13 protein-coding genes are annotated in these 12866 nt (G+C 56.1%); 6 read left to right on the top strand and 7 right to left on the bottom strand.

Annotated features, from left to right (window positions below; genetic code table 11):
* Positions 1 to 302: 302 nt before the first annotated feature.
* Positions 303 to 1955, top strand: a complete 1653-nt coding sequence (locus tag MDG893_RS02395) for an electron transfer flavoprotein-ubiquinone oxidoreductase (RefSeq protein ID WP_007152118.1) — start codon at positions 303 to 305, stop codon at positions 1953 to 1955.
* Positions 1956 to 2023: 68 nt separating this feature from the next.
* Here the strand turns inward: MDG893_RS02395 and MDG893_RS02390 are convergent, their stop codons facing one another.
* From MDG893_RS02390 to MDG893_RS02365, 6 genes are all read right to left on the bottom strand, one after another.
* Positions 2024 to 2485: an FKBP-type peptidyl-prolyl cis-trans isomerase gene (locus MDG893_RS02390; protein WP_007152117.1), complete on the bottom strand. Its 462-nt coding sequence runs from the start codon at positions 2483 to 2485 to the stop codon at positions 2024 to 2026.
* 203 nt (positions 2486 to 2688) lie between these two features.
* Entirely contained in the window at positions 2689 to 3258 is a 570-nt protein-coding gene (locus MDG893_RS02385) for a DUF1285 domain-containing protein (RefSeq protein ID WP_007152116.1), read from the bottom strand.
* Positions 3259 to 3332: 74 nt separating this feature from the next.
* Entirely contained in the window at positions 3333 to 3782 is a 450-nt protein-coding gene (locus tag MDG893_RS02380; protein WP_007152115.1) for a SixA phosphatase family protein, read from the bottom strand.
* Positions 3783 to 3809: 27 nt separating this feature from the next.
* Positions 3810 to 4877: an NAD(P)H-dependent glycerol-3-phosphate dehydrogenase gene (locus MDG893_RS02375; protein ID WP_007152114.1), complete on the bottom strand. Its 1068-nt coding sequence runs from the start codon at positions 4875 to 4877 to the stop codon at positions 3810 to 3812.
* A 77-nt stretch (positions 4878 to 4954) separates the two neighbouring features.
* Positions 4955 to 5446 carry an STAS domain-containing protein gene (locus MDG893_RS02370; protein ID WP_036207409.1) on the bottom strand — a complete coding sequence of 164 codons (492 nt, stop codon included), beginning with the start codon at positions 5444 to 5446 and terminating at the stop codon, positions 4955 to 4957.
* Between the two features lie 14 nt (positions 5447 to 5460).
* On the bottom strand, positions 5461 to 6669 hold the full coding sequence (locus MDG893_RS02365) for a PP2C family protein-serine/threonine phosphatase (protein ID WP_007152112.1): 1209 nt from the start codon (positions 6667 to 6669) through the stop codon (positions 5461 to 5463).
* A 114-nt stretch (positions 6670 to 6783) separates the two neighbouring features.
* Between MDG893_RS02365 and MDG893_RS02360 the strand changes: the two genes are divergently transcribed.
* Entirely contained in the window at positions 6784 to 8250 is a 1467-nt protein-coding gene (locus tag MDG893_RS02360) for an HD domain-containing protein (protein ID WP_007152111.1), read from the top strand.
* Between the two features lie 6 nt (positions 8251 to 8256).
* Here the strand turns inward: MDG893_RS02360 and MDG893_RS02355 are convergent, their stop codons facing one another.
* The gene (locus MDG893_RS02355; RefSeq protein WP_007152110.1) at positions 8257 to 9270 is read right to left on the bottom strand and encodes an NAD(P)/FAD-dependent oxidoreductase; all 1014 of its coding nucleotides are present in this window, start codon (positions 9268 to 9270) and stop codon (positions 8257 to 8259) included.
* A 116-nt stretch (positions 9271 to 9386) separates the two neighbouring features.
* Between MDG893_RS02355 and MDG893_RS02350 the strand changes: the two genes are divergently transcribed.
* The 4 genes from MDG893_RS02350 to MDG893_RS02335 are packed head-to-tail and all read left to right on the top strand — an operon-like array spanning position 9387 to position 12866.
* The gene (locus tag MDG893_RS02350) at positions 9387 to 10343 is read left to right on the top strand and encodes an acyl-CoA desaturase (protein ID WP_007152109.1); all 957 of its coding nucleotides are present in this window, start codon (positions 9387 to 9389) and stop codon (positions 10341 to 10343) included.
* A complete protein-coding gene (locus MDG893_RS02345; RefSeq protein ID WP_007152108.1) occupies positions 10340 to 10807 on the top strand; it encodes a nuclear transport factor 2 family protein in 468 nt (155 codons plus the stop codon). Before MDG893_RS02350 ends, MDG893_RS02345 begins: the two co-directional genes overlap by 4 nt.
* Positions 10804 to 11604, top strand: coding sequence for an SDR family NAD(P)-dependent oxidoreductase (locus MDG893_RS02340; RefSeq protein WP_007152107.1), 801 nt, complete (start codon positions 10804 to 10806; stop codon positions 11602 to 11604). Before MDG893_RS02345 ends, MDG893_RS02340 begins: the two co-directional genes overlap by 4 nt.
* Positions 11601 to 12866 carry an NAD(P)/FAD-dependent oxidoreductase gene (locus MDG893_RS02335; RefSeq protein WP_007152106.1) on the top strand — a complete coding sequence of 422 codons (1266 nt, stop codon included), beginning with the start codon at positions 11601 to 11603 and terminating at the stop codon, positions 12864 to 12866. Before MDG893_RS02340 ends, MDG893_RS02335 begins: the two co-directional genes overlap by 4 nt.

Here is a 12866-nt window from a genome sequence, read left to right as displayed (position 1 = left end):
CTAAAGACGTTGCATGGCCGCGTCAATGGCCAATGAACACCGGTTGACTCCACCTGAGCGTGAGACGATACTAAAAAACGATTCAAAAAACACGTTTTGGCCCAGTGCCAATGAACAATGCCAAAGGTAGACCCAAATTTCAAACAAACGTTTGTTTGATTATTCAATTGCGGTATCCTTTCACTTTATAAGGCAGGTGCTTTCGCTTTTGAGGGAGTCGTCTATACGAGCTTTTACCGGTATGATGTCGCCCCTAAGAATGTGCCTGTTGGCATCACTATAAAACAGATGAGGAGACCAACGTGGAACGCGAATCGATGGAATTTGATGTTCTGATCGTCGGCGGTGGGCCGGCTGGCCTCTCGGCAGCCTGTCGTGTCATGCAGATGGCCCAGGAAGCCGAACAGGAACTGACCGTCTGCGTCGTTGAGAAAGGGTCCGAAATCGGCGCCCACATCATGGCCGGCACAGTATTTGAGCCCACGGCCCTCAACGAGCTGTTCCCGGACTGGAAAGAGAAAGGCGCACCGCTGAACACGCCGGTCACCCGTGATGATATTTTCCTGCTGAAGAACCAGGAAGGAGCCACCAAGATCCCCAATGCCTTTGTGCCCAAGAACATGCACAACCATGGCAACTACATCATCAGCCTGGGCAACCTGTGCCGCTGGCTGGCCGAACAGGCCGAAGGTCTCGGTGTTGAGGTGTACCCCGGTTTCGCCGCTGCCGAAACCATCGTTGAAGATGGTCAGGTAAAAGGCATTATCACCGGCGATATGGGTGTGGCCCGTGACGGTTCCGAAAAAGATGGCTACATGCCGGGCATGGAGCTACGCGCCAAGTACACCCTGTTCACTGAAGGCTGCCGTGGTCACCTCGGCAAGCGCCTGATCAACGATTTCAAATTGGACGAAGGCAAAGACCCCCAGCACTACGGCATTGGCATCAAGGAACTGTGGGACATCGATCCGGCCAAGCATGAGCCGGGCCTGGTCATCCACACGACGGGCTGGCCGCTGAACGAATCCGGCTCAACGGGTGGCTCCTTCCTTTACCACCTGGAGAATGGCCAGGTCTACGTTGGCCTGATCAGCGATCTGTCCTACAGCAATCCGCACATGAGCCCGTTCGACGAGTTCCAGCGTCTGAAGCTGCATCCTGAGATCAAGAAACACCTGGAAGGCGGCAAGCGAGTGGCCTATGGCGCCCGCGCCATTACCAAGGGTGGTTTCAACTCACTGCCGAAGATGAGTTTCCCGGGTGGCCTGCTGCTGGGTTGTGACGCCGGCACCCTGAACAGTTCCAAGATCAAGGGCTCCCACACCGCCATGAAGTCCGGCCTGCTGGGCGCAGAAGCGGTGTTTGAGGCGTTGAAAGACGGTAAGAGCGGTGAGGAAATCACCAGTTTTGAAGAGCGTTTCAAGGACAGCTGGCTCTATAAAGAGCTGTATGCCGAGCGTAACTTCAGCCCGGGCATGCACAAGTTCGGTAACTTCGTCGGCGGCGCGATTGCCTACTTCGAGCAGAACATTCTTCGGAGCAGTCTGCCGTTTACGTTCCACGACACCACGCCGGACTATGCCACGCTAAAGCCTGCGGATCAGGCTAAGAAGATCGCCTATCCCAAGCCGGATAACAAGCTGACCTTCGACAAGCTGTCCTCGGTGTTCATTTCCAACACCAACCACGAGGAAGATCAGCCGGTTCACCTGAAGCTGTCCAATCCGGACATCCCCATCCAGGAGAATCTGCCCAAGTACAACGAGCCAGCGCAACGCTACTGCCCGGCCGGTGTGTACGAAGTGGTTGAAGCAGATGATGGCAGTGGCAAGAAGTTCCAGATCAACGCTCAGAACTGCGTTCACTGTAAAACCTGTGACATCAAGGACCCATCCCAGAACATTACCTGGGTGACGCCGGAAGGTGGCGGTGGTCCAAACTATCCGAACATGTAAAAGGTTTTGGATAGCCAAAAAAAACGGCCCCAACAGGGGCCGTTTTTTTATGAACAACTATAACGAAATCAGTGAGCGTGACCGTGCTCTTGCTCTTCGTCAGTTGCTTCGCGCGCTTCAACCACTTCAACGTCGAAGTGCAGGGTCTGACCTGCCAGCGGGTGGTTGGCATCGATGGTGACGGTTTCGTCGCCTACTTCCACGACACGAACGACTTGGGGGCCACCCGGAGTCTGTGCCTGGAACTGCATGCCCGGCTCGATGGTGTCGACACCTTCAAACGCAGAACGCGGGACCGGCTGGACCAGCTCTTCGTTGACTTCGCCGTAACCTTCACCCGGCTCAACAGATACTTTCACCTGATCGCCAGCGTTCTTTTCGTTCAGCGCATTTTCCAGTCCGCCGATAATGTTCTGAGCACCTTCCAGATAGGACAGAGGCTCACGACCTTCTACACGGGAGGAGTCCAGCTCTTCTCCCTGGTCGTTGGTGAGCGTGTAGTGGATGGTGACAACACGAGGTTGGGCCATGTGATCTCCTTGCGTGTCGCAATGACTGTTTAATGTAAATTTGGGCAATCGAAAGTGATCTTGAACAGCCAGACTGCACAGAGGGACTTACGACCACCGGGCCTCGTTAGAGAGCCAGGCTCGGTAACAAGTTCGAAAATACAGTTTAACAAGTGTCAGACTGCGTTTTCTACCGTGAGATAGTTGGGACGGTGGCTGGTAATTCAACCGTTATCGGCAATTTTATAGAAATTTCCGCTACTCCAGACACCTATCACCGTATTCTCGCCGGAACTTTCTTCCGTCACCCGGTCGGCCAGGTCGTAATAGGCGGCGGTTACCAGCCTCGCCTCGACACCATGACGCAAACCGATGACGGGGCGCGGCTCGTTGGACCCTTCATAAGCCCCAATGTGCAAAGGGTGCTCCTCCCCGATTAGCAGTGTCTCGCCTGTATTGGTTGTCACTGACAGGACCTGTTCCTTTCCACTGCCAGAGACTTCCAGAGAATGAGCGAGAATGGCAGTGTCTTCGACGGTTATCCGCCACTTTTCAACCGGTGTGACCAGATAATGGTGCCCGTCACTTTCCCGCCGCAGAATCGTCGAGAACAGCTTAACAATGGCGTCCCGGCCAATGGGCTTGCCCTGGTACAGCCACTGCCCGTCACGGGCAATCACGATATCAATGTCGCCGGACAGGTCCGGATTCCATGTCTCAAGCGGTGGCAGGCCTTTTCCGGGAGCCTGTGCACTTTCCACTTGTTGCGCAATTGTCTCGGGCTTCTGGCTCATAAAGGTTATTCCAGTGTGGATTCACAGAAACTATGGGCGCTGGCACACCGATTTTAAAGGCCTTATGAGAGATTTCAGGGTAGGAACTGTGCCCGCAGATCGGCGCAGCCGGGACCTGCCACGGGCATTTCGAGAACCACAGCCTGTGCGGTCATAAAGGGAATGCCCTTACGATGGCCATCCACCAGAAGTGTCGAAAGGCTGCCAACAAAGGGCATATGGGAAATCAGCAATAACGGAGAGGGGGCGGATTCGATCAACTCATCCAGGCAGCGGCCGGGATCATCATCCGGCGTAATATAATCCTTCTCCGTCACCGGGCAATTGAGAATCTCAGAGGCGATTGCAGCAGTTTGCCGGGCCCTGACCAATGGGCTACACCAAATAAACTCAGGGCGCCAGGGCGACTCCGCGATCTGGGCCGCTACATCCGCCACCCCATGGCGGCCATACTCCGTCAGCTCGCGCTCCCGATCCAGGGTGTGCCAACCGGCCTCGCCGTGGCGCATCACGATCAAATGCACTGGTCTTCCCTCCAGCTAACCCAAACCTTATTGGCTGATGGTTCGTGGCAGAATGAATTCCACATCTGAATTCTGGACCGACATCATCAGGCTGTTGATCACTGCACTGATGGAGGCGCCATCGTAAAGAATCTCATAGAGACCTCGAACCAACGGCATATAGATACCAATCGCCTCGGATTTCTCCTTGACCAGTTTCAGGGTGTAGATGCCCTCGGCCACCTGGCCCAACTCCGCGACCGCGTCATCCAGCGCCTGGCCGTTACCCACAGCGTAACCAACGCGGTAGTTCCTGCTCTTCGGAGACGTACAGGTAACAATCAGATCCCCTACTCCCGCCAGGCCCATAAACGTCATGGGATTGGCGCCCAGGCTAACCGCAAACCGGCTCATTTCCGCCAGCCCTCGGGTAATCAGCATCGCCTTGGCGTTCTCTCCAAGGTTTCGCGCTGATGCCAGCCCGGCAACGATGGCGTAGATATTCTTCAGTGCGCCGGCGAGTTCTACGCCATACACATCTACATTGGCGTAGACCCGCAGATACTCGCAACCCAGCAACTCCTGCACCGTGCGGCGCACGTCAGGATCCTTGGCCGCGATAACGGTTGCCGTGAGATCCTGGCTGACGATTTCCCCAGCCAGATTGGGGCCACTGAGCACCCCAATGCGGGAACGCGGGATTTCCTCCTGAAGGATTTCGCTCATCAGCTTGAAGCCATGCTCTTCGATGCCCTTGGTCAGGCTGACAACGATTTGCCCTTCACGGAACTCAGAGCTGTTTTCACGAATGACGGAGCGAAAGGCCTTGCTGGGAATAGCCACAAAGACAATTTCCGCCTTACCGACGGCTTCCGGCAGGCTGGTGGTAGGCTGTATGTCACCCGTGAGGGTGATATCCGGCATATAGCGGCTATTGATACCGGTGTTACGGATTTCATCCGCCTGGGCCTCGTCCCTCATCCAGAAGTGGACGGTATGGCCATTTTCTCCCAGCACTTTGGCCATGGCAGAACCGAAGCTGCCACCGCCGAGAACCGCGACATCATGGCCGGTCTGGGAAACGTCGGTTGGCCCACGGTCATTTTTCTCAGGCATAGTCGTTCCGTTATGTTTTATGGTTCAGGCCCGGTAGACGGCCGGCAGGAATGGAGAACGCAGTGATGGCTCCGGGTTCAGCCGGACTCTTCGCATTCCAGGGCACGCACCAGGTTCTTGAATTCTTCCCGGTTACGGCTGTTCAGGCCCATCAGCACGCGATGGGCTTCCAACACCTTATCCCTGACCTGCTGCTCGCTCGCTCGCAACACGGGGATTTCTTCCAATTCTTCGATGCGGGACGCTGGCTCGCGAACAATGATAAAAATCTTGTCGAAACCCATGGAGGTGATGATTCGGGTTATATCGGGGTTGGTGGATATCATCGTGGGCAGGAAATTGCTGCGTTTCTGGGCGGCCATGGCAATCTTGGCAAGCAGCCCCAGTGTGGTGCTGTCGATGATCTCGGTTTCGGTAAGATCAATAACCACTGTCTTGAAGTCGGGATCCTGGGTGATGGACTCAACCAGATTATCCAGCGTCGAACACAGGTTCAGCCGGATTTCTCCAATAAACTTCAGGACATAGATGCCCTGTTTTTCAGCTTGCAGGATCTTGTAACCAGCCATTGAATCCACTGCCACTATGTCGACGTCGGGCCATTGGTATCAGGATCGGTATCCGTTACTGATACGATAGCAATATCGTCAGGTAACTCTGTGATCTCGTCGAGATTCAGAGCGTCGCCCAGGGAAGCAATAGTGTGACTACCTCCCGAGACGAGTTCAAGTAGTGTCTTTTCCTTTTCATCCAGGCTTTTGGCCTTGATGACTTCCAGTATACCGTCTGAGAAAAGAATCAGGTGGAACGGCTTGTCCAGTGGAACTTCGTAAACCTCCCACTCCGGCGTCTCGAACAGCCCCACCGGCAAACCACTGCCCTCAAGGAACTCTGTCCTGCCACCCTCCAGGGAAAGGATCGGCATCGGGAAATGGGCGCCCACCGAATAACGCAGGCTTCTGTCAGACGTCGATATGATGCCCACGAAAACCGTTACATGCTTGCCCAACCCGGTATCGAGCAATTCGGAATTAATGCGTTCAAGGAAACGATCGGGATACAGGATGTCATCACTGGAGCCACGCCTGAGGTTGCGCTGGAGGCGGTTGGTCAGGTTTTTCAGCAGCACCGTTACGAAGGCTGAGCTGGCACCATGGCCAGAGACATCGGCTATGTAAACCAAAATCTTGTCTTCGGATATTCGAAAATAATCCAGAAAATCACCGCTGAGAAACAGCGAGGGCTTGATGAGGTGATTGATGGAAAACCCGGAAAGTGCCTGTTCCCGGTCTGGCAACATCCTGAGCTGGACCTTACGGCCGGCGCGCTGGTCCGCGCGTAATTCCGCAATACCATCGCGCAAGTCCCGGTTCGCTTCTTCCAATTCCTGGCGATAAAGTTGGTTAAGCCGGTTCACGCGCACCCGATCAAACAGCTTGCCAATAACGTCGTCGAGGGCGCCGCGATCATCGGAACAGGGCTTAAGGACGATATCAGCCGCACCAGCTCTCAGTGCGTTGACGATTTCGCAGGCATCGGCGGTGGAATAGCAGGCAACGATGGGGGTGAAGGTTTCCGCGTCTTCCAGTCTACCGGCGAGTTCACCAATGGCCTCCGGTGACAGGTCAGCAAAAATGATGTCCGGGATATTATCGTCGAACAGAGAACGGGCGGAAGCCAGGTCCGGATAACCGGTTACATAGAATCCCCTGGCCTCAAGGTACCGACCCAGTTCCGAGCGGGCACGTTCATTCGAATCGATAATAAGAATGCGCTCGGTGCGCGATGTCATGGTGATTGCCCTAAACTACCATCGGTAAACAGGAAATTGGGTTTCTGATACCTATTCTGGCACGCCCCTGTGATATAACAAGACATGTTTGATGTTTTTGGGAGGTTGTAATCTATGAGAAGTGCCGTCAATGACCTGCTCGGGGCTTATGACAAACTGATCATGGACCCGGTCCATGGCGGAATCCCGCTTTACCGGCATGAAATCAAGGTTATCGACCATCCCCTGTTCCAACGCCTGCGCAACATCTGCCAGAACGACATCCTCAGCCTGGTTTTCCCGGGGGCAACCCACTCACGCTTCCTCCATAGTATTGGCGTGATGCACGTGGGCACACGGATGTTTCGCTCGATGATCGACGCCTACCTGCGGGAACGCCAGCTCAGCGACCAGACAGACCTGAGCCTGAGCCAGCTTGATGCCATTGACTACCTGGCCAAGACCATTCGCCTGGGCTGCCTGCTGCATGACAGTGGGCATTCGAGTTTCTCCCACCAGTTCACCCAGGCGCGGCGTATTCATGACCTGATGTCGCGGCCTGACCGCTTTGATGACCTTTGGAGTGGTGTCGACTATTCCGTGTATCACAGTGAACGCCCGGAAGAACTGGAGCACGAGCACTATTCCGTGAGGGTTGCCCACGAAGTGCTGTCGTCCATTGACCTTGAAACCGCCGGCCTCGATCCGAGAGACGTGATCGGCATTATGGAAACCACGACTGTGCGGCCCAGCGAGGCCTTCTGCCGCCATGCGCGCACTTTCTGGAATTTCATCGCCGGTAACGACGCGGATTCTGGTGTTCTGAGCGAGGCCGACGTGCCCCGGTTGGTGATGGACCTGATGTCGTCCATAGTCTCCGGTGAAATCGACGCCGACCGGGCCGACTACATGCTTCGGGACGGTTTTCACTCCTCAGTCACCATCGGTGGGTTCAACCTCGACCACCTGCTGAGCAACCTGCGTTTCGGCTGGGACGTGCGTGAGCCCTGGCTGGGCCTGGCCATCACCCAGAAAGGCCTTGGCGCCTTGGAGGACTTCGTCTACAGCCGTCACCAGATGTACCGTAAGGTCTACGCCCACAAGACGGCCCTGGGTTTCGACTGGCTGTTGCGGGAAGCGATCAACGAAGTGCTCGAGGACCCGGAAATTTTCGAGTGGGTGGATACCTGCCTGAGTGATATGCGGTACTTCGCGGAACTCACGGACAGCTTTTTCTGGGAGGCTTTCCGCAAAGTAGCGAGGAAAAAGCCCGGCAGTTATTCGCGCTGCATCGTGGATCGGGCGAAACTGAACCACCTCGACACCCGTGAGGATCTGACCATCGCCGGCATCGAGGATCACTGCCGCTGGCTGGCTCAGGAGCTTGATCTGGATCCGGGCGAGGTGGTGACCTGTTCCATGCGGGCGCGGTTCTCCAACATCCAGGACAATTTCAACGGTATCAAGGTACTGGTGCGGGACCCGATCAACCGTGCCCGTTCCCTGCGCAAGATTACCGATATCAGCGCCTTCTTCAGCAAGTTCAGCGACGGCACTATTACGCACTTCTATGTTCGGCCAACGGTACTGACTGGCACGTAAGTGGATTTAATCCGCCAGCATATGCGCTACCAGACCACTGGCACTGTCGAACGCGCCCTCCACACGGCCGCCGCTCAGCCAGTCCCCGGCCAGGCCGATGCAATGCTCGTCATACCAGCGAAAACCGGGTTGCTCCGCGGACGAGGATTTCGCATAAAGCCACCGGTGCGAAATCCATTCGTCGGGACAGGCAGACACACCGGTGACCTTCTGAAACGCCTCAACCATCGCAGCCGACACCTTGTCCGCCGAAGTGTTCTCGTGTTCACGGGACCATTGCGGCGTTGCATGGAGAACCCACCACTGACCGGAATCGTCCCTGCCCGGCTTGCTGGTGTTATTGGCAATCCACTCCAGTACCGGGTTCTGGCACCGCATGGCGTCATAGGGTTGCTCCAACGCCTGCTGAAAATAGACAGCGGTTGCCCAGCACGGTTGGATATGGCTGACGTGGTCCTGTATATCGTCCGACAGCGCTGTGAGTGTGCTATTGCTGAACAGGTCCCGGGCCTGCGCCGGGGGTGCCGTGACGATAACCGCGTCAAAAGGACCATAAGACTCGCCTTCTGTATCTTTCATCAGCCACTGCCGATCATGGCGAACCAGGCTATCAATGCGCGTTTGCGCCTGGACGTCTGCAGCGGTGGAAAGCCCACGGGTGATGGCTGTCATCCGGGGAACGCCGACGTAGCGAGCCTCCTGCGGGAACGGCTCCCATTGCCCGGAGGAGATCTGGTAACCAAAGCGCCCGGACCACGGCCCGAAACTGTCTCCGGCATGACGGGACAGGAAGGCGGAGAACGCCGGATTCCTGATCGTAAAGTACTGCGCCCCGATGTCGACAGAGCCACCCTTAACGCGTTTTGCGGCCATGCGCCCACCCGGGCCGCGACTTTTCTCGAAGATCGTCACTTCATGGTGCTGTTCCCGGAGCAGAAGTGCGGCGGTCAGGCCGGCCATTCCTGAACCAACAATGGCAATCCGGCGTATAACAGGCATCTGATCGGTTTGGTTAAACATCGTATAACATGCATCCAAATTCGGTTATTGGAACGTAGAACCCGTCAAGCGTCTGGTGGAGTTTACTAAACTCCAGGCTTAACAGGTTAAACCACGAACGAAAGGGCAATCAGGGTATGACCCGAGTGCAACACTGGCTGACAAACATTCTGAGATGGTTCGACTCCGCTGCGGGTTCGGATCACCTCGACACAAGCTCGCGGGCTTTCAACTTTCTTCGGGTGATTCCCTTTATCGCACTTCATTTGGCCTGTCTGCTGGTCGTCGTCACTGGTGCCAGTACCTTTGCGGTTGTCTTTGCAATCGGCTTTTTCGCCGTACGCATGTTCGCCATCACCGGCTTTTACCACCGCTACTTTGCCCATAAAACCTTCAAGACCAGCCGCGTTGCACAGTTTCTCTTCGGCGTTCTGGGCGCCAGCGCAGCCCAACGTGGGCCGTTGTGGTGGGCCGCCCATCATCGGCACCACCATCAGCATTCGGACGATGAGAAGGATTTGCACTCGCCACACCAAGGCGGATTCTGGTGGTCGCACGTCGGCTGGTTTACCTGTGACGCAGGCTTCGCCATGGATGAGCGCCGGGTGAAGGACTGGATGAAATTTCCCGAACTCCGCTTTCTTAACCGCTTTGACTCACTGGTACCCGCGGCCGCCGCGATTGGCATTTATGCGTTAGGTGAAGCTCTGGCGGCCTGGGCTCCCGGCCTGGGCACCAACGGTTTGCAATTGCTGACCTGGGGCTTCTTCCTATCGACGGTTGTTCTGTTCCACGCCACAGTATCGATCAACTCGCTGTCGCACGTTTGGGGTAAACGCCGCTTCGAAACCAATGACGACAGCAGAAACAACGCCTGGCTTGCGCTCATCACCATGGGTGAAGGCTGGCACAACAACCACCATCGCTGGCCGCAATCCGTGCGTCAGGGATTTCGGTGGTATGAGGTGGATATGACCTGGTACGGACTTTGGCTACTTGCGCGCCTTGGAATCATCTGGGACATGAACCCGATTCCAGAGCATATTCAAGAGGAAACCCGCCAACTGGATGCCATGAGGAGGAAACAATCATGAGCACCGCCTCTATCATTGAAATGGGCAACAAGAATACGTCCGTCCATGAGACTCTTGGGCACTTCACTCAGCTGTTCAATAACCTCTGTGCTGGAAACATGGCGGAACTAACAACGGTATACAGTGAAAACGTAACGTTCACCGATCCGTTCACAAGTGTGCGGGGCATTGATGATCTGACCGAGTATTTTTCCGGAGCCTACGCCAATGTCATCTCCTGCGGCTTCGACTTCGGCGAGCCGGTGGTTAATGGCGAAGACGTATGCATCCCCTGGGTAATGCACCTTAAGCACAAGCGTATTCGCAAGGGCAGCTCGGTTGAGGTGGAAGGCATCAGCCAGTTGGTGATCCGCAAAGGCCGCGTTCTCTCCCACCGCGACTACTTTGACATCGGCCAGTTGCTCTATGAGAACCTGCCCGTGATGGGGCGACTGATTCGCTGGATAAGGAATCAGGCAGGATGAGTGAACGGCTTGGAACAGCATCAAACATCTGGATTACCGGGGCCAGCTCAGGGATTGGAGAAGCCGTCACCCGCGCTCTGGTGGACCAAGGGCATCGTTTGGTGATTACCGGTCGACGACAGGACGCGTTGGACGGATTGAGCGCACTAGCCCCAGAGCGGGTCGTAGCGGCGCAAGCCGACACTACGAGCCGGGACGACCTGCTGGGCATTTCCTCCGCCCTGGAAGCCCATGGCGATCTCAACATGGCCATCCTCAACGCCGGCACCTGTGAGTACCTGGAAATCGCCGACTACGACAGCACCGTGATCGAAAACAACATCAACACCAACGTGGTGGGCACCGCCCGCTGCCTGGACATTGCCTTGCCGGCTCTGCGGCGCACGGTGGCGAAGGGCCAACCGGCAACGCTGGTGATTGTCAGCTCATCGGCGTGGTGGTTTCCTTTCGGCCGTGCCGAGGGGTATGGAGCCTCCAAGGCCGCACTCACCTACTTTGCCCACGCACTGAGAGCCGACCTGGCGCCCGAAGGCATCGATGTAGTGGTGGTTTCGCCGGGGTTCGTTAAGACGCCGCTGACCGATAGAAACGATTTTCCGATGCCGTTCCTGGTCTCAGCGGAAGACGCCGCGAGCCGTATCGTCACAGGGCTGCTCAAAGGCCGGAACGAAATCGCTTTTCCGAAGCGATTTACCTGGACACTGAAGGCCTTGTCCGCCCTGCCCCAGGGATTGATTGATCGCATGGCCGCCAGCATGAGCCGGAAAAGCAGGAATGAACAGGAAACCAATGGATGAGTAACGAACGTCAACGTATTGCAGTCATTGGCGCAGGCGTCTCGGGCCTGACCACGGCCTGGCTTTTATCAGAGAAGTACGATGTGGAGCTGTTCGAAGCCGGCGACTATGCCGGGGGCCATACCAACACCGAGATGGTCACCGCCGGTGGCCGCGAGTGGCCGGTCAACACCGGTTTTATTGTCTTCAATGACTGGACATACCCCAATTTCATGAAGCTGATGGACCGCTTGGGTGTTGCATCGGAGGTCAGCGACATGAGTTTCAGCGTTGACTGTCATTCCTCCGGGCTGCAGTACAACGGTACCAGCCTGAACACCCTGTTCGCCCAACGCAGCAACCTGTTGAATCTGCCGTTTCTGCGCATGATCCAGGAGATCCTGCGTTTCAATAAAGAATCCCGGGCAGACTTGGCTGCCGGCAATATCGCAGACACAGAAACCCTGGGCGAATACCTGAACCGCAACGGCTACTCGCGTTACTTTCGCCAATACTACATCGTACCCATGGGGGCAGCGATCTGGTCAGCGCCCGAAATTGTCCTTGAACAGTTCCCGATTCGCTTCTTTCTCCAGTTTTTCAACAATCACGGCATGTTATCGGTGGATGACCGTCCGACCTGGCGGGTCATTTCCGGCGGTTCCGCGCGCTATGTCGATGCAATGATGGAGCGTCTGGGCGATCGCACGCATTTGAACAGCCCCGTCAGCTCCGTTGTCCGGGAGCCGGATCATGTGGTGGTCACCGTCAACCACGAGCACCACCACTTCGACCAGGTCGTGTTTGCCTGCCACAGCGACCAGGCCCTCGGCATGATCGCCGATCCTTCGGCCAAGGAACTGGAAATTCTTGGCGCCATTACCTATCAACGCAATGACGTGGTGCTGCACACCGACCATTCGGTGCTGCCGTCGAATCGGAGGGCGTGGGCCGCGTGGAACTATTTCATACCGCAACACAGCACCGAACCTGTGTCTGTTACCTACAACATGAACATCTTGCAGAATTTCGACGAGGCACCGGAAACCTTCTGTGTCACTCTCAACCGCAGCCGGGACATCGACCCGGAGCGTATTATCAAACGTTTCGACTACGCGCACCCTGTGTTCACCCTGGAGGCCGTAGCCGCCCAGAAACGCTATGACGAAATCGGCGGCCAGAACCGCAGTCACTTCTGTGGCGCCTACTGGTTCAATGGTTTCCATGAGGATGGTGTGAGCAGTGCGCTCCGCGTCACCGAGGCTCTGGGAGTGGAGCTGTAA

This window comes from Marinobacter algicola DG893 (assembly GCF_000170835.1).
GTDB lineage: Bacteria > Pseudomonadota > Gammaproteobacteria > Pseudomonadales > Oleiphilaceae > Marinobacter > Marinobacter algicola.
This window is presented reverse-complemented; position numbering and strand designations above follow the sequence as displayed.